This is a genomic window from Niallia circulans (assembly GCF_003726095.1).
Taxonomy (GTDB): Bacteria; Bacillota; Bacilli; order Bacillales; family Cytobacillaceae; genus Niallia; species Niallia circulans_A.
This window is the reverse complement of the sequence record NZ_CP026031.1, coordinates 2,686,170-2,706,040: the sequence shown is the minus strand read 5'-3', so window position 1 is coordinate 2,706,040 and position 19,871 is coordinate 2,686,170. Positions and strand designations below refer to the sequence as shown.

Annotated in this window: 19 protein-coding genes; 16 read left to right on the top strand and 3 right to left on the bottom strand. The window is 35.3% G+C overall.

Going from position 1 to position 19,871, the window contains the following annotated elements:
• The first annotated feature begins 56 nt into the window (after positions 1 to 56).
• From C2I06_RS13210 to C2I06_RS13185, 6 genes are all read left to right on the top strand, one after another.
• Entirely contained in the window at positions 57 to 1,244 is a 1,188-nt protein-coding gene (locus C2I06_RS13210) for an aminotransferase-like domain-containing protein (RefSeq protein WP_123258186.1), read from the top strand.
• Between the two features lie 140 nt (positions 1,245 to 1,384).
• Positions 1,385 to 1,918, top strand: a complete 534-nt coding sequence (locus C2I06_RS13205) for an NADPH-dependent FMN reductase (RefSeq protein ID WP_095258633.1) — start codon at positions 1,385 to 1,387, stop codon at positions 1,916 to 1,918.
• Between the two features lie 149 nt (positions 1,919 to 2,067).
• Complete coding sequence (locus tag C2I06_RS13200; RefSeq protein ID WP_095330405.1) at positions 2,068 to 2,664, top strand: nitroreductase family protein; 597 nt, start codon at positions 2,068 to 2,070, stop codon at positions 2,662 to 2,664.
• A gap of 129 nt (positions 2,665 to 2,793) precedes the next feature.
• Positions 2,794 to 3,519 (top strand): DsbA family oxidoreductase, encoded by a 726-nt coding sequence (locus tag C2I06_RS13195; RefSeq protein WP_095330406.1) that lies wholly within the window; start codon positions 2,794 to 2,796, stop codon positions 3,517 to 3,519.
• A 247-nt stretch (positions 3,520 to 3,766) separates the two neighbouring features.
• Positions 3,767 to 4,480 (top strand): GntR family transcriptional regulator, encoded by a 714-nt coding sequence (locus tag C2I06_RS13190; protein WP_123258185.1) that lies wholly within the window; start codon positions 3,767 to 3,769, stop codon positions 4,478 to 4,480.
• A gap of 239 nt (positions 4,481 to 4,719) precedes the next feature.
• Positions 4,720 to 5,487, top strand: a complete 768-nt coding sequence (locus C2I06_RS13185) for a MerR family transcriptional regulator (protein ID WP_123258184.1) — start codon at positions 4,720 to 4,722, stop codon at positions 5,485 to 5,487.
• A gap of 61 nt (positions 5,488 to 5,548) precedes the next feature.
• Here the strand turns inward: C2I06_RS13185 and C2I06_RS13180 are convergent, their stop codons facing one another.
• Positions 5,549 to 7,009, bottom strand: coding sequence for an MFS transporter (locus C2I06_RS13180; RefSeq protein WP_235973355.1), 1,461 nt, complete (start codon positions 7,007 to 7,009; stop codon positions 5,549 to 5,551).
• A gap of 153 nt (positions 7,010 to 7,162) precedes the next feature.
• Here C2I06_RS13180 and C2I06_RS13175 point away from each other — a divergent pair, with 153 nt between their 5' ends.
• Positions 7,163 to 7,633 (top strand): MarR family winged helix-turn-helix transcriptional regulator, encoded by a 471-nt coding sequence (locus C2I06_RS13175; RefSeq protein ID WP_095330409.1) that lies wholly within the window; start codon positions 7,163 to 7,165, stop codon positions 7,631 to 7,633.
• 18 nt (positions 7,634 to 7,651) lie between these two features.
• On the opposite strand, the gene C2I06_RS13170 is transcribed toward C2I06_RS13175, so the two are convergent.
• Positions 7,652 to 8,299: a GntR family transcriptional regulator gene (locus C2I06_RS13170; RefSeq protein WP_123258183.1), complete on the bottom strand. Its 648-nt coding sequence runs from the start codon at positions 8,297 to 8,299 to the stop codon at positions 7,652 to 7,654.
• A gap of 162 nt (positions 8,300 to 8,461) precedes the next feature.
• Here C2I06_RS13170 and C2I06_RS13165 point away from each other — a divergent pair, with 162 nt between their 5' ends.
• The 9 genes from C2I06_RS13165 to C2I06_RS13125 all read left to right on the top strand — a co-directional run bounded on the left by C2I06_RS13165 (position 8,462) and on the right by C2I06_RS13125 (position 18,841).
• Complete coding sequence (locus C2I06_RS13165; RefSeq protein ID WP_095330414.1) at positions 8,462 to 8,767, top strand: metal-sensitive transcriptional regulator; 306 nt, start codon at positions 8,462 to 8,464, stop codon at positions 8,765 to 8,767.
• A 12-nt stretch (positions 8,768 to 8,779) separates the two neighbouring features.
• On the top strand, positions 8,780 to 8,986 hold the full coding sequence (copZ, locus tag C2I06_RS13160; protein ID WP_095330411.1) for a copper chaperone CopZ: 207 nt from the start codon (positions 8,780 to 8,782) through the stop codon (positions 8,984 to 8,986).
• An 82-nt stretch (positions 8,987 to 9,068) separates the two neighbouring features.
• Complete coding sequence (locus tag C2I06_RS13155; protein ID WP_176474204.1) at positions 9,069 to 11,501, top strand: heavy metal translocating P-type ATPase; 2,433 nt, start codon at positions 9,069 to 9,071, stop codon at positions 11,499 to 11,501.
• A 93-nt stretch (positions 11,502 to 11,594) separates the two neighbouring features.
• Complete coding sequence (locus C2I06_RS25835) at positions 11,595 to 11,720, top strand: hypothetical protein (protein ID WP_095330412.1); 126 nt, start codon at positions 11,595 to 11,597, stop codon at positions 11,718 to 11,720.
• Positions 11,721 to 13,159: 1,439 nt separating this feature from the next.
• On the top strand, positions 13,160 to 14,038 hold the full coding sequence (locus C2I06_RS13145) for an AraC family transcriptional regulator (protein WP_163187841.1): 879 nt from the start codon (positions 13,160 to 13,162) through the stop codon (positions 14,036 to 14,038).
• A 109-nt stretch (positions 14,039 to 14,147) separates the two neighbouring features.
• On the top strand, positions 14,148 to 15,665 hold the full coding sequence (gene melA / locus C2I06_RS13140) for an alpha-glucosidase/alpha-galactosidase (protein ID WP_123258181.1): 1,518 nt from the start codon (positions 14,148 to 14,150) through the stop codon (positions 15,663 to 15,665).
• Between the two features lie 37 nt (positions 15,666 to 15,702).
• The gene (locus C2I06_RS13135; RefSeq protein WP_235850281.1) at positions 15,703 to 17,016 is read left to right on the top strand and encodes an ABC transporter substrate-binding protein; all 1,314 of its coding nucleotides are present in this window, start codon (positions 15,703 to 15,705) and stop codon (positions 17,014 to 17,016) included.
• 78 nt (positions 17,017 to 17,094) lie between these two features.
• Positions 17,095 to 17,967, top strand: a complete 873-nt coding sequence (locus C2I06_RS13130) for a carbohydrate ABC transporter permease (protein ID WP_123258180.1) — start codon at positions 17,095 to 17,097, stop codon at positions 17,965 to 17,967.
• A 61-nt stretch (positions 17,968 to 18,028) separates the two neighbouring features.
• Positions 18,029 to 18,841, top strand: coding sequence for a carbohydrate ABC transporter permease (locus tag C2I06_RS13125; protein WP_206426436.1), 813 nt, complete (start codon positions 18,029 to 18,031; stop codon positions 18,839 to 18,841).
• A gap of 155 nt (positions 18,842 to 18,996) precedes the next feature.
• Here C2I06_RS13125 and C2I06_RS13120 read toward each other — a convergent pair whose 3' ends face one another.
• Positions 18,997 to 19,860, bottom strand: coding sequence for an aldo/keto reductase (locus C2I06_RS13120; protein WP_095330421.1), 864 nt, complete (start codon positions 19,858 to 19,860; stop codon positions 18,997 to 18,999).
• Positions 19,861 to 19,871: the final 11 nt, after the last annotated feature.

Below are 19,871 nucleotides of genomic sequence, written 5' to 3'. Positions count from 1 at the left end.
AATATACTGAAAATTCCGCCTAATAGGAAGAGGGGAATAGACATAAGGAGGATAAAATGAATTATAAATTTGCTAATCGAATAGAAAGAGTAAAGCCATCAGCTATTCGCGAATTATTGAGATTAGGGGGAGATCCAGCAATTATTTCATTTGGGGGCGGATATCCGGACCCAGAAATTTTTCCTATTGAAAAATTAAGAAAGGTATATGATCAGGTTTTGCAAGAAGATGGAAAATTAGCGCTTCAATACACAGAAACAGAGGGGCTGACGTCATTAAGAGAAAAGCTCGTAAGTCGAGTAAAAAAGATTGGGATAAGCTGTAGTGTTGATAATCTTTTTATTATTCAAGGAGGTCAGCAAGGTTTAGATCTTGCAGCTAAAGCATTTATCGATAGAGGAGATATCATAATTACAGAGAATCCGACTTTTCTAGGAGCACTTGCTGCGTTTAATCCATATGAACCGGAATATGTAGGTGTTTCGATGGATGAAAATGGGATGCGCATGGATGAGCTTGAAGCAGCATTACAGAAGCATCCCAATGCAAAGCTTATTTATACGGTTCCTGAATTTCAGAATCCTACAGGTGTGACAATGAGCTTAGAGAGAAGAAAGGCCCTAGTAAGCTTAGCAAATAAATATAATGTGGTTATCGTAGAGGATAGTCCATATCGGGAATTACGTTATGAAGGGAAGGATTTGCCAGCGATTAAAAGTTTTGATACAGAAGGAAGAGTGATTCATATTGGCAGCTTCTCAAAAATTCTTAGTCCAGGTCTCCGTCTTGGTTGGTTAATTGCTAATCGTGATTTAGCGGAAAAACTAAGCCTATTGAAAATGGCTTCCGATACACAAAATTCAACCTTAAATATGTATGCAGTGAACCGATTTATGGATATGTATGATTTAGATGAACATATTGCCCATATTCGTGAAACGTATAAACAGAAAAAAGAAGTAATGTTCCAAACATTACATGAAACTTTTCCTCCTAGTATCATCTATACGAATCCACAAGGAGGATTGTTTACATGGCTTACTTTTCCAGAGCATATCGATACAAAAATACTCATGCAGGAACACAGTTTACCAATCGCTAAAGTGGCCTATGTTCCTGGAGAGAGCTTTTTCCCTAATAAGCAAGAGAAAAATCATTGCCGAATAAATTATTCTTATATGTCAGAAGAAAAGATTATAAAGGGAATTACAAATTTGGGGGAAATAGTCAGGGGCATTTGCTAGAACTTTTAATTAACATAAGGTACAAGTTAGTTACTTTTAATAACTTTTTGAATAATAGTAAGTGTTTTTGCTTGCAATTAAATAATCTCAGTATTAGGATAAAAAATGTAATAATATTTTAAAAATTTGGAGGTTAGATGATGAAAATTGGAATTATCTTAGGCAGCACTCGTCAAGGAAGAGTAAGTCCACAAGTTGGGGCATGGGTAAAGGAAATTGCTGACAAGCGTGGCGATGCCGAATATGAAATCGTTGATATTGCCGAATTTAACTTACCGTTTTTAGGTGCAGCTGAAGGACAAGAGAATGTTGCAGCATGGAATGAAAAATTAGCAAGCCTTGATGGTTTCGTATTTGTTGTAGCGGAATATAATCACAGTATTTCTGGCGCATTAAAAAATGCATTAGATTCTGCAAGAGAAGCTTGGAATAATAAAGCAGCAGGAATCGTAAGTTATGGATCCACAGGTGGTGCACGTGCAGCAGAACATTTAAGAGGAATTCTGGGCGAATTACATATTGCAGATGTTCGCGTTCATCCTACCCTTTCACTATTTACAGATTTTGAGAACTTTACAACCTTTAAACCAGCACCTCTGCATTTAGAAAATATGAATGCGATGCTTGACCAAGTAGTCGCTTGGAGCACTGCATTAAAAACCATTCGTGGATAATGCAGTACAGAGAGTAAGCCTTTTAAAGACTACTCTCTTTTTCGAGAAATATCGAAGAGGTAAAGCCTTGTAAAATTTTTTAGAAGTCATTTTAAGAATAAGACAAATGGGTAATATATAGAAGAAAAAAATTTTTACTGGAGGAAAAAATGAGTGCATTTTTAGAAGCAATAAAAAATCGTCGTTCCTATTATGGTATAAGCAAAGAAGCTGTTGTGTCGGATGAAAAAATCCAAGAAATAGTAAATGAAGCTGTGCTACATACGCCTTCTTCCTTTAATTCTCAAAGTTCAAGAGTGGTGATTTTATTACAGGAACAGCATGATAAACTATGGGATATGACAGCAAGTGAGTTAGAAAAAATTGTTCCTGCCGAGAATTTCTCTTCTACAAAAGAAAAAATAAATTCTTTTAAAGCAGGATATGGAACGATTTTGTTCTTCGAAGATCAGGAAGTGATAGAAGGACTACAAAAACAATTTGCCCTATATGCTGAGAATTTTCCCGTTTGGGCTAATCAAACAAATGCCATGCACCAATTAGTCATTTGGACAGCTCTGGAGGAAGTGGGATTCGGAGCTTCTTTACAGCACTACAATCCACTTATTGATGAGGCAGTACAAGGGGAATGGTCGATACCGCCTTCTTGGAAGCTTGTCGCCCAAATGCCATTTGGCAAGCCATTAGCAGAACCAGGAGAAAAAGAATTCAAGCCATTAGAGGATCGTGTGAAAATATATAAATAAGCCTGAAGGACTCCTGTAACAGGAGTTTTTCTATTGGTAAGAGATGGGCTGTGTGACCTAAAGCAAAATAGAAGTAATATTTCTATTGGTGTGATAGGATTATAGGATCATTATGAAGAAGGTGAAAAGATGAAAATCGAAGTATGGTCAGACTTTGTGTGTCCATTTTGTTATATAGGAAAACGCCGTTTAGAGATTGCTTTAGAGCAATTTCCTTATAAAGATCAAGTAGAAGTTGAATTTAAGAGCTTTGAATTAGATCCAAATGCTGAAGTCTACACTGGTAAAAGTATTCATGAAGCACTTGCTGGTAAATACAGAATGAGTATCGAAGAAGCCAAAAATGCTAATAACAATGTTGGAAGTCAAGCTGCAAGCACAGGCTTGAAATATGACTTTGATAATATGAAACCAACCAATACATTTGATGCCCATCGACTAACAAAGTATGCGAAAACGCTTGGAAAAGATAAAGAGCTAACCGAGCAGTTATTGCATGCCTACTTTACAGAAGGAAAACTAATTAGTGATCCAGATACATTGGTGGAAATAGGGAAATCAGTAGGATTGGAAGAGGAAGCTCAAAGACAAGTATTGGCTGATTCCACAAGCTTTGCTAATGATGTTAGAATAGACGAAGCGCTTGCTAGCCAAATCGGAGTATCTGGGGTCCCGTTCTTTGTAATCAATCAAAAATACTCTGTTTCTGGTGCGCAGCCTACAGAGACTTTCGAACGAGTGCTTGAACAAGTGTGGCAGGAAGACCATCCAGTCCCTAAATTTCAAGATCTTTCAGGAACAGATGCTGAAGGTGCTATTTGTACAGATGACGGTTGCGAAATTCCGAAGAAATAACCGATATTCGATAAGAATAAAAATAGAGAAGAGCAAGGGATAGTCGTATAAGAGACGGCTATCTCTTTTTGCTGTTTTTGAAGGCATTTTGAAAATAAGTATACGTTTTATAAAAAATGTACTATACTATAAATAGATATACTAAGGGTTAGTTTTAAAAGTATAGACTTTTAAATATAAATGTTTATAATTAAAATGGCGAATAACATATTTAGAATTATTTCTTCTTAATTAAGGTGGCTCGTGTATGAACAAGTATGAAGCAATTGCAGTCGAAGTAAAACGTCGAATTAAAGAAAATTATTACCCATTAGATCATCCAATACCGGATGAAATATCATTATCTAAAGAGTTTTCTTGCAGTAGAATGACAATGAAAAGGGCATTGGATAAACTAGTGATGGAAGGGCTGCTCTATCGAAAAAGAGGGCATGGAACCTTTATTGTGCAATCGGCTTTGCATACTAGCAGAGTAAATGTGTTAACAAATGAAATAACTGGCCTCTCCAAGCTATTGGATGGCGAAAAGATCGATAGTAAAATTATTAAATTTGAAGTCCATTTTCCTTCAGAGGAGGTTGCAGCCCATTTAGCGATAGATATTAAAACACCTGTATATTATATAATCAGATTAAGATCTGTAAATAATGAACCATATGTTTTAGAAATTACTTATATGCCAACGACAGTTATTACGGGATTAAATGATGATGTGTTATATGGATCGGTTTATGAGCATATTACTAAAAGATTAGGGTTAACAATAGCAGGGTCACATCGCAAAATAAGAGCATGTAAATCAATAGAATTAGATCATGAACATCTGGAATGTGAATTAAATGATCCAATTCTGGAAGTAGAGCATGTAGGTTATTTAAACAATGGTGTACCATTTGAGTATTCCTTTTCCCGTCACCGTTATGATAAATTTGAAGTAACAACTGTAAATTTAAAAAGATAAATTGATGGCTAACACTATAGGGGGAAATTTATTTAATCCGTTTTAATATCATTGGATACAAACAAGGGGAATGACGAAATCCTTTTCTCTAACTAATTAAATGAAAGATTGATTGTCTTTAATCAAAAAAAGTAGTTATCCTTCTATGTGATAACTACTTTTTTGTTTAAGTATGAAAAAAACTATTTGCATTAACGTTACGTTAATCTTTTATGATGGAATCGTCAGGAGATGAAAAGATGGAATATACCGTACAGGCATTAGGAAAGTTAGCGGGAGTAAGCACAAGAACATTACGATATTATGATGAAATTGATCTTCTCAAGCCGGCGAGAATCAATTCATCAGGATATCGAATTTATGGGCAAAAAGAAGTAGATAGATTACAGCAAATTCTTTTTTATCGCGAATTAGATGTTCCATTAGAAACAATAAAAAAAATGATGGCTTCCCCTTCTTTTGACGTCAAAGAAGCGTTAAAGGAGCATCACGAAAAACTTCTGGCAAAGCAAAAACAGTTAATACAATTGATTGGAAATGTCGAGAAAACGATGAAAACACTGGAAGGGAGAATGACAATGTCTGATAAAGAAAAGTTCGAGGGCTTTAAGAGTAAGCTGGTTTCTGATAATGAAGCAAAGTATGGGACAGAAATACGAGAAAAGTATGGCGATGAAATTATCGACCAATCTAATGCGAAACTCATGAATATGACTGAGGAAGATTACCGCCATATGATAGAGATAGAAAATAAGCTTTTTTCCACTCTTAAAGAAGCGCTAAAAGAAGGAAATCCTGCTGGGAAAAATGCTCAGAATGCTGCTGATTTACATCGCCAATGGCTAACCTTCAATTGGCCAGAATACAAGAAAGAGGCACATGCGGGACTTGCTGATATGTATATTGCTGATGAACGATTTACGGCATATTACGATAAAGTGCAAGTAGGTGCGACAGCGTTTTTACGTGAAGCTATTTTAATTTATACCGGTATGGCTTTTGATTAATAGCTAGTTAATGAAAAAAGCTCCTTGAAAAAATCAAGGAGCTTTTTTACCAAGTTATCGATTAAGAAGCGTTTCGAACTTTTTTTTCATCCGCTTTGCGCGATGCAGTATATCTCCAGCCGGTGAGAAGCAAACCAATGAAGCAAAGGCTGCTGGATACAAGAAATACGACATGCATACCGCTAAGAAAAATATCAGGTCTACCAGGAATCAGGGCGGTTACTCGGTATCCTGCTTTCATGCTCATAACTGAGAATAATATGCTTGTGGCAAGAGAAATACCAACAACCATTCCTAAGTTTCGAACAAGTGAATTAATACTTCCAGCTATTCCTAACTGCTTTCGCTCAACGGTTGACATAATGAGCGAATTGTTAGGGGATTGGAAGAGACCCGAACTTGCTCCAAGCATAATGATCCACAAAGCAAGGTTAGTTATAGAACTTCCTTCATGAAGAAATGTTAGGCCAATTTGTGCAACAATCATTACTAATAATCCAGCAAAAGTAATGGCCTGTCCACTAATTTTGTCCGATAATGAGCCGCTAATTGGAGCTACAATGGCCATCGTAATCGGAAAGAGCATTAGAATATATCCGGAATGTAATGCAGACATCCCAAGAATGTCCTGTGTGTAAAATGGTGATAGGATATTAAAACAGAAGTTAGCAATGAAAACAATAAAGGCACAAAAAATACTAATAGAAAAAAGTGGATTTTTAAAGATCGAGAGCTCTAGCATTGGGCTTTCTCTTCGATATTCCACCATGACAAAACTGATGAATGCAATCAAACCGATTAGGATAGAAGCAATAATCATCCAGTTGTTGTAGCCATATTGCTGACCAAGCAGTAAGCCGCCGATAAGGAGAATAATCGCAAGGCTGAATAATATACTTCCAGCTACATCGATTTTTGTCTTAGTTAGTGTCATATCTTTAGGCAAGGTCTTCCATGCTAGCGATATAGCAATAATACCAATTGGGATGTTAATCCAGAATATGTATTCCCATCCTAAACTCGAAATAATAATTCCCCCTAAGCTTGGTCCAGTAATACTTCCTAGAGAGACAAAGGTACCAATAAGACCTAGGGCTTTTCCTCTTTCCTTAACTGGAAAAATTTCCGTCACAATCCCTTGGCTATTTGCCATTGTCATAGCTGAACCAATTGCTTGGATAATTCGAGAAAAGACTAAAAAAGCAAGCGAACCACTCAAGCCACAAAGAAAAGAACCAATAATAAACAGAACAGATCCCCATTTAAAAACTTTGATTTTCCCAAAGACGTCCCCCATTTTTCCGAAAAAAAGGATAACGGTACAAATGGTTAGTAAATAACTAATCACAATCCATTGAGAGTTAGCAAAAGCAAGGCCTAATTCTTTTGAGATAGTCGGAAGCGCAATATTAACAATACTCGCATCGAGCGTCCCCATAAATGTGAATATATTTAAAACAATAAAAATGAGCCATCGGCGTTGATGACCTTCGTTTTTATTTTCAGTTACAGAAGCATGCAAATAATCACCTCATTTATTTAGTTGCATAAGCAACTATTATTGCTCTATTTTAAAATAAGTTAGTTGCATAAGCAACTATTATTTTGTATGCTACAATCAGTGATTTTAGTGTTCGCTTTTCAAAGCGAAACTATCCGAGGGGGGAGGAACATAGTGAGCGATATACCAATTGGAAGGATTATATCGATGATTCACAGGCAGAATCAGAAATTCCTTTCGAAGGAATTAAAACCTTATGAAATAGGAAATGGTGGGCAGCAAGCTTTTTTGAAAACAATTATTGCAAAACCAGGAATTAATCAAGACGAACTTTCCACTGTTTTAAAATTTGATAAAGCAACAACAGCTAGAGCGGTAAAACATCTAGAAAGCGTGGGATATATTGTTAGGCATACAGATGATAACGATCGGCGTGCCAATAATTTATATCCAACTACAAAAGCAATGAACATTTTTCCAGAGATACAAAAAGTGCTAGAAAGATTAAATAAAGAGATGACGAAACATCTAACGGAAGAAGAGGAACAGCAATTACTTTCCTTACTAATGAAAATTTACCCAGAATTAAGGAGTAATATGGTGACGACGAAGAAAGAAAAAAATGTGGAAAAAGAGGGGGAATAAAAAATTCCCCAGCTACTTTCATTGTTCTGCTAAATATTCGACCAAGCTTAGCCAATTATTCTCGATTAAGGTTGGAAGCAGGGAGGTATTTCCCTTTTCTATACATGCAATAATCTCTTGATGCTGTTCGATCGATTTTTTCCCATCAATAGTATTAAACTTTAATAATTCTAATCGCCGAATTTTAGGAAGAAGTCGTTCTAGAGCGATAACTATTTCTGGATTTTGAGATGCCTCTAAAATAACGGCATGAAATTGGTCGTCTTTTTGGATAGCTTTATACTTATCCTCAGATTTGAGTGCCTCACTAAATTCGTTATTAATGGCCTTCATTTTTTCGACCTCGGTAGAAGACAAAGTAATAGAAGCTAATTTAGCTGCTAATGCATGGAGGGCGGCAACGACTGTTAAGGCATGCATTGCTTGGTCTACTTCTATTAGGCTGACAATGGTTTCTGATCCTGGAGAAGTTACAATTAATCCTTCATCCTCCAATTTTTTGATTGCTTCTCGTACAGGGGTCCTGCTTACACCAAATTGTTCAGCCAGTGCCTTATCGTTAATTTTTTCCCCTGGTGTTAATTCAAGATGAATGATTGCTGATTTTAACTGTTCGTATACTTGATCTCTTAATGATTGACGTGGGATTTGCCTAATACTTTTCATAGCAATAATATATCATAATTTGGTTATATTAGAGAAAAAGAGTATTTTTCACTAATTTGTCATACTTTTTCGTTTACATTTATACTATACGGGGGTATGATATAAATATAGGATGAAATATGGAGGAAGGGGGTAGACTTATTGGAGAAGAATGAACAAGGAATGGACAATTGCCATATTACGAGTGACCGAAAAAGTCATCATTCAGATAAAGTAAAGCAAAATTTAGTCACTAGGCTAAACAGGATTGAAGGCCAGATCAGAGGCATAAAAGGGTTAATTGAAAAAGATACGTATTGTGATGATGTTATTACGCAAATTTCTGCGACTCAATCTGCTTTAAATAGTGTAGCAAAGATTTTATTAGAAGGACATTTAAAAAACTGTGTTGTGGAACGTATCCAAGAAGGCGACATGGAAGTAGTCGACGAGGTGTTAACAACTATTCAGAAATTAATGAAAAAATAAGGAGTGTTTTAAATGGAAAATGTAACATTAACAGTAGAGGGCATGTCTTGTAATCATTGTGTTAAAGCGGTAGAAGGAAGCGTAGGAGAGCTTAGTGGAGTTTCTGCTGTCAAAGTTCATTTAAAAGAAGGTCTAGTTGATGTTTCATACAATGAAAATGAAGTAACTCTCGACACGATTAAAGAAACAATTGATGAGCAAGGTTATGATGTAAAGTAATTTAAAGAGGAAATGTGCTGTTTTTTGCACATTTTTATTTTCAATAAAATATACCCTATATAGGTATAAGGAGTTTTGTGATATGGCGGAACAAAGTGTCATGAAAAGTAAAGAGCAAGTAAAGGAACAAACCTTTGAAATTACGGGAATGACTTGTGCTGCTTGTGCAACTCGTATTGAAAAAGGATTAAATAAAATGCAAGGTGTAGAAAATGCTACTGTAAATTTGGCGCTGGAAAAAGCGACAGTTAAATATAGGGAGGATGAACTCTCCCCAAGTGAAATTAAAGAAAAAGTGGAAGGGTTAGGTTATGGAATTGTTACGGAAAAAATTGAATTAGACATTTCAGGAATGACCTGCGCAGCATGTGCAACAAGAATTGAAAAAGGACTTAATAAAATGGCCGGGGTGAATAAAGCAACCGTTAATCTGGCTTTAGAAAATGCCACGATAGAATATAACCCAGCAACTGTTGTACCTGATGAACTAATTGGTAAAGTAACAAAGCTTGGTTATGGGGCAACGAAGAAAGAATCCAAACAAGCATCCATCAATCAAAAAGAAGCAGAATTTAAGAGACAAAAACGAAAATTTATCTTCTCGATGATTTTATCACTGCCTCTTTTATGGACAATGGTGGGCCACTTTTCCTTTACTTCGTTTCTGTATGTTCCAGATTTATTAATGAATCCATGGGTCCAAATGGCGCTGGCAACTCCTATTCAATTTTTTGTCGGGAAGCAGTTTTATGTAGGGGCATATAAAGCATTGAAAAATAAGAGTGCTAATATGGATGTTCTAGTTGCACTAGGAACTTCCGCAGCCTATTTTTATAGCGTTTATTTATCCTTTGAGACACTTGGACATTCTGGTCACCCTGTAGGGCTTTATTTTGAAACAAGTGCGATTTTGATTACCTTAATTCTATTAGGTAAATTATTTGAAACCAAAGCAAAAGGAAGATCTTCTGAGGCAATAAAAAAACTAATGGGGCTTCAAGCGAAAACAGCGGTTGTTATTCGCAATGGGGAACAAATGGAAATACCGCTTGAAGAAGTCGTGGCTGGTGAGATGCTACTTGTAAAACCAGGTGAAAAAATCCCTGTTGATGGAGAAATTATTGAAGGGCAGTCAGCCATTGATGAATCCATGTTAACGGGAGAGAGCATTCCAGTTGATAAACAGGCGGGGGACAACGTTATTGGTGCCACCATAAATAAAAATGGCTTTTTAAAAATAAAAGCAACAAAGGTTGGCAAAGAAACCGCGCTTGCACAAATCATTAAAGTGGTTGAAGAAGCACAAGGTTCTAAAGCGCCCATTCAGCGTTTGGCCGATCATATTTCTGGTATTTTTGTGCCTATTGTTGTGAGTCTTGCGCTGATTACTTTTCTTTTCTGGTATTTTATCATTACACCTGGTGATTTTGCGGAAAGTCTCGAAAAGCTAATCGCCGTTTTAGTTATTGCTTGCCCTTGTGCATTAGGGCTTGCGACTCCAACATCTATTATGGCTGGATCAGGAAGAGCGGCAGAATATGGGATATTATTTAAAGGTGGGGAACACCTAGAAATGACCCATAAAATTGATACGATTTTATTAGATAAGACAGGAACTGTAACAAATGGAAAGCCAATCTTAACAGATATAGTAACGGAATGGCAAGAAGAAGAATTACTTTCGTTAGTGGGAGCGGCGGAAAGCAAATCCGAACATCCCCTTGCAGAGGCGATAGTCAAAGGAATTACAGAGCGAGGGATTGTTCTGCGAGAAACTGCAGACTTTGAAGCAATCCCAGGCTACGGAATCCGTGCAAATGTGGATGGCCGTGAACTATTAATCGGAACACGCCGATTAATGGATCGTTACCGGATAAATGTCGGGAAAATTCTTCCGATGATGAAAGACCTGGAATCCCAAGGGAAAACAGCGATGCTTGTAAGTGTTAATGGCAAATATGCTGGACTTCTGGCTGTAGCCGATACGATTAAACAAACTTCTAAAAATGCCATTAAACGATTAAAACAGATGAACATTGATGTCATGATGATTACAGGAGATAACCAGCAAACAGCGGAAGCCATCGGACGACAGGCAGGAATTGACCATATTATTGCAGAGGTATTGCCAGATGGAAAAGCAGAAGCTGTGAAAAAACTACAGCAACAAGGAAAAAAAGTGGCAATGGTTGGAGATGGAATCAATGATGCTCCTGCACTAGCATTAGCGGATATCGGGATGGCAATTGGAACAGGAACTGATATTGCCATGGAGGCAGCTGATATTACACTTATCCGTGGAGATTTACAAGCTATTGCAGACAGTATCTTAATCAGTAGAAAAACGATAACAAATATTAAACAAAATTTATTCTGGGCTTTTGGCTACAATACGCTTGGCATACCAATTGCGGCAATTGGTCTGCTTGCGCCATGGCTGGCTGGTGCTGCAATGGCTTTTAGTTCCGTATCTGTTGTGCTAAATGCTCTTCGCTTGCAGCGTTTAAAACTGTAAGAGTAAAACAATTTTCTATTTGCTTCATAATCTTTGCCACTTTATCTCATACTAGAATAGTACGTAATTATTTCTAGCGGGAGGTAATGAATAATGGCGAAGCAAAAAAAGTCTGAAGTAAATAACCAATGGGCAACTGCTAATACAGAAGTTACAAATAAAAAGCAGCATAAAACAGCAACAGATAACCAGTGGGCTTCAACTAATAAAAAGCAATAAAATTTGATGAAAATAGGTTGGAACAAGTCTCTTTAAGTAAAAAAAGTGAAGTCGCCGGGTGTGATTTCACTTTTTTTACTTACTCTAAGAATTTTTTGCAAAATATTACCTCTTAATGAATAGCACGCAGCTATTAAAGGTTAGATCAGTTTTATTTTTAATATCTTTTCGTAAACAAGTAATTGCATTAAGTAAAGAGAGAATAAACTCTTATCTGGTATAATATTGAAGAATGATCCTATGAAGAATGGATATAGATCAAGCGAAGAAAATTTTTTAGATTCGTCTCAATAAATAATTTATCTAATCTTAAAACTTCCTATTTTTCCATATCTTAGATATAAATTTTTTTGAAATAATAAAAAATTTACATGATTAAGATTTTTAGTGGTGAATTTATAGAAAAAATTGTTTTTAAATGCACTTTTAGGTAAAGGAGAGGTATAGTTTTAATGATGTTAAACCCAGATGAAGAAAAAAACAAAAATTAAAAGAAATTGATCGACAACTACCTTGGTATTTAAGAATGGTTGGTCCATATTTTTTGGCTTGATATTTCCACCACTTTTATATATTTTTATATATTTAAATTTAAAAAAGTTAGATAAAGAAACATTAGAAGATCGTTTAATTTGGACTACATTAATTCTCTCAATATGGTTTTTGAAATTATTACCAAGGGATAATATTTTTTCAATTATCCTTATATTCATAGCTTTTGCTTTCTCAGCATAATAGTTATTAAATTTAGTGGAGGGCATTTAAAGGATAAAAAGTAACTATAAAATGGAGTAATACATTGATAAAACGATTAGAGAGATTCTATTGTACGTAGAGATTATGAGTGAATAAATAGAAATATCATTTTATCTAAAGAACAGGTAGTTTTTTTGGGGGATATTTCCGTAAGAAATAAATAGAACTCCAATTGTTAAGAAGGGCATATGTGCTTCCTATACAATTGGAGTCTTTTTATGACTTTCACATCTGCTTTAAAGATATATTTTGTCTTATAAATTGATTCATAGATTCCAATGTAAAATAACTAACTATCTTCCAGTCATTGATTCTATTTACCATTTATTTTTTTGATTAAGACGAATTTCGTTCATATTCAGGTAAATTCCGTCTTTAGACGTTTAGGAAATAACGAGAAAAATAGCTTGATAAAGATAATTATTCAAATACTTTGTAGCTACTTCTGGAACCTATCCGTTTAGTATATTCTTTTTGTTCTTCCCATTTTTTATTCACTATTAGCTTATGATTCCCTTTTCTTTTTTTAAGTTAGGATAAAAATAAGGATAAAGGGAAAATTTAAAATTTTCTAGAAATAATTAGCGATTTAAATTTAAAAGAATTAATAAGCATAGAAAAACAGCTTCAAAAGGTAACTGTCTGTCTTCTTTATTTAAAAAATAATGAGGGAGGAATACATAATGATAAACTCAGGTAGTTTATATCAAATTAGTAGCAGTAAAGGTTACCATCCTAAGGTTACTGCTTATTACTTCAAAGAGTGGGATGGATTTTATATGGCCTATCATACGCATTCTTCTATGGAAATTATGTATGTTATATCTGGTGAATGCCGGGTGGAGGTAGAAAGGCAAGATTTTCAAATGAAAAAGCACCAATTTATATTTATTGATAGTGATGTACCCCACCGTTTGATTGTTGAAAAAAATAAGCCTTGTAGAATGTTGAATTTGGAATTCGCATTAACTGAAATGAATCGTACATTTCCTCCTATTAATGAGCTTGCAGAAGAAAGCAAAGAATTACAAGAATTACTAGTAATGAAAGAGGCCTATCATTTTTTGAAAGATAGAAACGGTGTTTTTCACTCATTAAGAAATCTAGTGTTGGAGTTAGACAGTCAGATGAATGATACAAGCGACAATTATTTAATGGTTCATATACTTTTTACCCAGTTATTATTACTTATTGCAAGAAATGTAGTACAAGCTAAAAATGAATCCACACAGCTATCGAATCCATATTTAAAAAAGGTAATTGAATATCTTCATGAGAATTATGATTATGATATAAGAATAGAGCAGCTGTCTGCTATTACTCACCTTCACCCTAACTATATCCATCGAATTTTTAAGAAGGCAATGGGATGTACCATCATTGATTACTTAACCAAGATTAGAATAGAGAAAGCAAAAATGCTTATTACACAAACGGATATACCGATCACGAAAGTTGCTAGTTTTATTGGGATGAATAGTAGTCAATATTTTAGCAAGGTATTTAAAAAGCATATTGGTATAACTCCTTCAGCGCTAAGAAAGAAGGGGATCATAGACTAAATTTTAACAGGTTAGAATAGTACACAAAAATCTAAAGAAGAGATGAGATTTTTTAAAGCGTTTACATTTTGCCGATGTTAACATAAATATAACGAAAAGGAGGGTTAAAATGGCATTTAAAGTTACATTTATAGGCGCTGGAAGCATTGGTTTTACTAGAGGTCTATTAAGAGATTTACTCTCTGTACCAGAGTTTAGAAACATGGAAGTATCTTTTACTGACATAAATCAAGATAATTTGGCTATGGTAACGCAACTATGCCAACGTGACATTAATGAAAATGGTTTGAAAATCACTATTCATTCTACCACTAATCGCAGAGAAGCGTTGTTGGGTGCAAAGTATATTTTTAATGTGGTTCGTATTGGAGGACTGTCTGCATTTCAAAAAGATATTGAGATACCATTGAAATACGGAATAGATCAATGCGTTGGTGATACATTAAGTGCTGGAGGAATTATGTATGGTCAACGAGGAATAGCTGAAATGTTAGAAATTTGCAAAGATATTAAAGAGGTGGCAGAAGAGGATTGTCTTCTATTAAACTATGCAAATCCGATGGCGATGATAACATGGGCTTGTAATAAATATGGTGGTATCCGAACTATTGGCTTATGTCATGGTGTACAAGGCGGGCATAGACAAATCGCCAATGTATTGGGAATAGACAAAAATGACCTTGATATTATTTGTGCTGGTATTAATCATCAAACTTGGTATATCAAGGTGAGCTATAAGGGACAGGATCAAACTAGTAAACTATTGACTGCTTTTGAAAATCATCCAGAATACAGCCAAACAGAAAAAGTAAGGATTGATATGCTACGCAGATTCGGTTATTACAGTACAGAGTCCAATGGGCATCTCAGTGAGTATGTTCCATGGTATCGAAAAAGACCAGAAGAAATAAGGGAATGGATTGATTTAGGGTCATGGATTAACGGAGAAACTGGAGGGTATTTAAGGGTTTGTACAGAAGGGCGCACTTGGTTTAAAACTGATTTTCCTAATTGGTTAAAGGATCCTGCTCTTGAATATAAACAAGAGAATAGAAGTGAAGAGCATGGTTCCTATATTTTAGAAGGACTTGAAACAGGGAGAGTGTATCGGGGCCACTTTAATATGGTTAACAATGGAGTTATTTCAAACCTTCCAGATGACGCAATTATCGAAGCACCAGGCTATGTAGATAGAAATGGTATTAATATGCCTCTAGTTGGAGAATTACCACTCGGATGTGCAGCAGTATGTAATGTGAGTATTTCGGTACAACGATTGGCAGTGGAAGCTGCAGTGAGTGGGGATGATCAATTATTACGTCAAGCGATGATGATGGATCCACTTATTGGCGCGGTTTGTAATCCGAAAGAAATATGGCAGATGGTTGATGAATTATTAGTTGCGCAAGAAGAATGGCTTTCTCAATATTCAGAAGCAATTGCAGAAGCGAAAATTAGATTAAAATCTGGTAATCTTTTACCAACAAAAGAATATCGAGGAGCCGCAAGATTAAAAGTAAAAACAATTGAAGAAATGGAGAAGGATAGGGAAGCTGCAAATAAAAATGCAGGGGAAGCAGATAAAGCAAAAGAACGCCCCGTAAGTAAGCAGATAAAGGAGTTATAGTTTAGTTAACGGTAACTATAAGTTGGGAGGTAACTAGATGAAAATTAGTAATCCAATTAAAAGTGGGATTTGGATACTTTTAGTTATGTTTATTGTAATCGGTTGCAGCAATAATAGTACTTCCAGTGGTAAAACCAGTTCAGGAAATGGAAAATCAATTCAATTAACGATGCAAGCATGGGGAAATCCTGCAGAATTAAAAGTTTATCAGAAAGCAATTGATGGGTTTATGGATAAAAACCCTAATATTAAGGTGAAACTAGTTCCAGTTTCAAGTGATCAGTATGATCAAAAGCTAATGACTTCTTTACAAGGGAGTAAGGGGCCAGATGTGTTTTATGCACATGAGCCAACTATGCCGCAAATGATAGAGGCAGATGTGGTACAACCATTGGATGATTTTTTTAATAGTGAAGCAAGTTATGTGAACTTAAAGGAGTTTCCTGAAGGATTATTTGGTCCAGCAAGACAAGACGGAATTACCTATGGAGTTGCTCCAGATGCAAACCCGATGGTTATCTATTATAATAAGACCATTTTTAAAGAGGCTGGTCTAAAAACGCCACAAGAATATTATGAGGAGGGCAATTGGAACTGGGATACATTTATTGAAGTTACTAGTAAGATTAAGGAATCCGGAAAAGAAGGATTGATTATGGAAAACTGGCAGGGGCATTGGTATAGCTGGATTTGGTCAAATGGAGGAAGAATCTTTGATCAAAAAGGTAATTTTGTATTACCAGAAAATGAGAAAGCGAAGGAAACCTTTCATTTTTTACATGATTTAGTTTCCAATGGAAATGCAGTATATGCAGGTTCGCTACCACAAGGTCAAGGGGTTGATGCCATGTTTATGTCTAATCAAGTAGGTATGGTAGCAGGTGGTCGCTGGTTTACTCCCCAATTCGATCAAAATCCTAGTTTAGATTACGATTATATCTATTTTCCGAGTAACACCAAAGAAAAACAAGAAATGGTAAGTGTACCAGTGGCATATATGTCAGTAAATAAGAAAAGTGAACATTTGGAAGAAGCGATGAAATTTGTATCTTATTATGTTGGTAAAGAAGGGCAAGAAGCAAGAACTGGTAAAGGCGGAAATGCACTCCCATCTCTTCCTGCCGCAGATGAAAATGCATTAGAAGGTAATAGTGAAAAACATATGGAGTATTTATTTGATGGGCGGAATAATGGTTTTACACATGGTTCAAACTTTGCACGTGATGCCCAATTTGCAGGATTAACGACTGAAATATCGGAGACAATTGACTTAATGTTCCTTGGTAAAGAAGACGCTGATACTACTATTGATAAGGTAATTAAGATAATTAATCAGTATGTGGATAAATAATTCTATCTTTCTAAAAAGAGAGAATATACCAAGAAGATAAACCTTCTTGGTATATTTTCCTAAAGGGGTGTGGGGCAGTTGGCTAGAAAAAATGCGAATTTATGGGGTTTTCTTTTTATTAGTCCTCAGTTATTAGGGTTGCTGTTTTTTTCGTTAGTTCCATTAATCTATGCCTTTTATTTAAGCTTTACAGACTGGAGTGGATTTGGGAGTAGCAGCTTTATTGGAATATCTAATTATATTAATCAAATAAATAACCCTGATTTTTGGAAGGCAATGGTTAATACAATCTATTATATGTTTTTAGTTGTACCTATTGGAATTGCGTTAGCGCTAATTTTAGCTGTTGCCCTTAATAAAGTAAAAGGTAAAGCAATCTACCGTGTCTTTTTCTTTATGCCTGTAGTAACAAGTTCAGTTTCTGTAGGGATAATATTTATGTGGATTCTAAATGGAGATTTCGGTATTTTAAACGAATTGTTATCCTATATTGGGATAACTGGACCTCATTGGTTAACTGATACTAAGTGGGTAATACCTTCCATTGCATTATTAAGTATATGGTGGGGAATTGGATATAACATGGTAATTTTCTTGGCAGGACTACAAGGCATATCAAGGAGCTATTATGAAGCTGCAGAAATGGATGGGGCAAATGCTATTCAGAAATTTAGGCACATAACGTTACCATTACTAACACCAACTACCTTTTTTGTAACAATCATGACCATCATTTCTTCCTTCCAAGTATTTGACCAAGCATTTGTTATGACAAATGGTGGACCTGCAAAGGCAAGTTATACCATTGTCTTCCACATTTATGATCAGGCATTTGTTGATTTTACGATGGGAAAGAGTGCCGCTGCTTCCATGATATTATTCGTTATTATTTTAATCTTTACACTTATCCAATTTAAATTTCAAAAAAGGTGGGTGTTTTATGGAGAATAAATATGAATTAAATACTGGTACTAACTTTGACATCCCAAAAGCACGTAAGAGACGAACATTTATGCCAAAATTAGTTCTGCATTTTGTATTAGGATTTGGTGCATTAGTGATGATATTCCCGTTTATTTGGACGATCCTTAGTTCCTTAAAGGATATGTCCCAAATATTTGTTATTCCGCCAAAATGGATTCCTGACCCTTTTGTTTGGAGTAATTTTCTTAATTCTTTACAGGCAATGCCCTTTAATTTAGCGTATTTTAATAGCTTTTATATTACTGTTATTATCGTGGGCTTTACATTATTCACTGCTTCAATGGCAGCTTATGCCTTTGCAAAAATTAATTTTAAAGGTGCCAATCTTCTTTTTATTTTATTTCTGGCTACGATGATGATACCAAAGCAGGTTACAATGATTCCTTTATATTTGGTAATGGATAAATTAGGTTGGTTAGATACTCATTTAACATTAATTGTACCAGGAGCACTATTTAATGCTTTTGCAGTATTTTTATTAAGACAATTTGTTATGGGGATTCCAAAAGAGTTAGAAGAGGCAGCTATTATGGACGGTGCAGGATATGTTCGAATATATTGGAATATCATATTGCCATTACTTCGACCTGCTTTAGCTGCCATTGGTATTTTTACTTTTATGCAATCTTGGAATAACTTTCTTGATCCTTTGATATATCTGAATTCTCCTGAGAACTTTACTGTGCCTTTATTATTAAATTCTTTCAAAGGGTTATATACAGCTGACTGGTCGTTAATGATGGCAGGTACAGTCATATCTATTATTCCAGTATTAATTGTGTATATTATTGCACAGCGTCATATTATTGAAGGAATATCCATAACAGGCATGAAGGGATAAGTATATGGGGTTAATAATTTGATTGTTTGTTTTAATATATCTTAAGCTCCTGTAAAATCTTCTGCTGATAAATGCACAGAACTATATTGTGTTTGGTAGAGTGGTAGGAGGTTATACGCCTCCTACCATTCTATAATAGACTAAATATAGGGACATTATTTTGAAGCAGCTTCCTGCATTGCTTTAAACCGTTCGATATCATCAGGATTCCCAAAGCTCCGTTCGTTTGTATCGAGGGAAGTAATGGTTTTTATATCTTCTGAATCAAGTGCAAAACCAAATAAATCAGCATTTTCTATAATACGATGCTCATGAACAGATTTAGGAATAATGATGGTATCACGTTCTAAATGCCATCTTAGAATTACTTGAGCAACTGTTTTATTGTGTTTTTTAGCAATCTCCGTTAAAGCTGGTAAATTGAATAATCCATTCTTACCTTGTCCAAGCGGAGCCCAAGCTTCATGTGCAATATTGTGTTGTGCTAAGTAATTTCTTAGTTCCACCTGTTGGAAAAGAGGATGTGTCTCAACTTGATTTAGCATAGGGGTAATTCTTGCTGTTTCCGCTAATTTTTCTAAATGATGGATTTGGAAGTTGCATACACCAATTGCGCGAACTAACCCTTCTTCATAAAGATCTTCCATTGCTCTCCATGTTTCTTCAAATCCTGGTGCAGCCCAGTGAATAAGATAAAGATCTAAATAATCTAACTGAAGCTTCTTTAAAGATTCATGAAATGCCTTCTTAGTTTCTTCATAACCAAAATCTGTTACCCACACTTTTGTGGTGATAAACAATTCCTCACGAGAGACACCAGCAGCTTTTATCGCATTGCCTACAAATTCTTCGTTTTCATATCTTGTAGCGGTATCAATGGAACGATAACCATTTTTTATGGCAGTAAGGACACTTTCTTCACATTCTTTTGGATCTTTTACTAAGAAAACGCCAAAACCTAAATACGGAATTTCTACGCCATTGCTTAGTTTCTTTGTTGAATTGATTGATAATTCCATCTTTTCACCTC

Coding starts and splice junctions, on each gene's coding strand:
- C2I06_RS13210 (WP_123258186.1), top strand. CDS start 57: ATGAATTATAAATTTGCTAATCGAATAGAAAGAGTAAAGCCATCAGCT.
- C2I06_RS13205 (WP_095258633.1), top strand. CDS start 1,385: ATGAAAATTGGAATTATCTTAGGCAGCACTCGTCAAGGAAGAGTAAGT.
- C2I06_RS13200 (WP_095330405.1), top strand. CDS start 2,068: ATGAGTGCATTTTTAGAAGCAATAAAAAATCGTCGTTCCTATTATGGT.
- C2I06_RS13195 (WP_095330406.1), top strand. CDS start 2,794: ATGAAAATCGAAGTATGGTCAGACTTTGTGTGTCCATTTTGTTATATA.
- C2I06_RS13190 (WP_123258185.1), top strand. CDS start 3,767: ATGAACAAGTATGAAGCAATTGCAGTCGAAGTAAAACGTCGAATTAAA.
- C2I06_RS13185 (WP_123258184.1), top strand. CDS start 4,720: ATGGAATATACCGTACAGGCATTAGGAAAGTTAGCGGGAGTAAGCACA.
- C2I06_RS13170 (WP_123258183.1), bottom strand. CDS start 8,299: ATGAAAAGTATTAGGCAAATCCCACGTCAATCATTAAGAGATCAAGTA.
- C2I06_RS13165 (WP_095330414.1), top strand. CDS start 8,462: ATGGACAATTGCCATATTACGAGTGACCGAAAAAGTCATCATTCAGAT.
- copZ (WP_095330411.1), top strand. CDS start 8,780: ATGGAAAATGTAACATTAACAGTAGAGGGCATGTCTTGTAATCATTGT.
- C2I06_RS13155 (WP_176474204.1), top strand. CDS start 9,069: ATGGCGGAACAAAGTGTCATGAAAAGTAAAGAGCAAGTAAAGGAACAA.
- C2I06_RS25835 (WP_095330412.1), top strand. CDS start 11,595: ATGGCGAAGCAAAAAAAGTCTGAAGTAAATAACCAATGGGCAACTGCT.
- C2I06_RS13145 (WP_163187841.1), top strand. CDS start 13,160: ATGATAAACTCAGGTAGTTTATATCAAATTAGTAGCAGTAAAGGTTAC.
- melA (WP_123258181.1), top strand. CDS start 14,148: ATGGCATTTAAAGTTACATTTATAGGCGCTGGAAGCATTGGTTTTACT.
- C2I06_RS13135 (WP_235850281.1), top strand. CDS start 15,703: ATGAAAATTAGTAATCCAATTAAAAGTGGGATTTGGATACTTTTAGTT.
- C2I06_RS13125 (WP_206426436.1), top strand. CDS start 18,029: ATGCCAAAATTAGTTCTGCATTTTGTATTAGGATTTGGTGCATTAGTG.
- C2I06_RS13120 (WP_095330421.1), bottom strand. CDS start 19,860: ATGGAATTATCAATCAATTCAACAAAGAAACTAAGCAATGGCGTAGAA.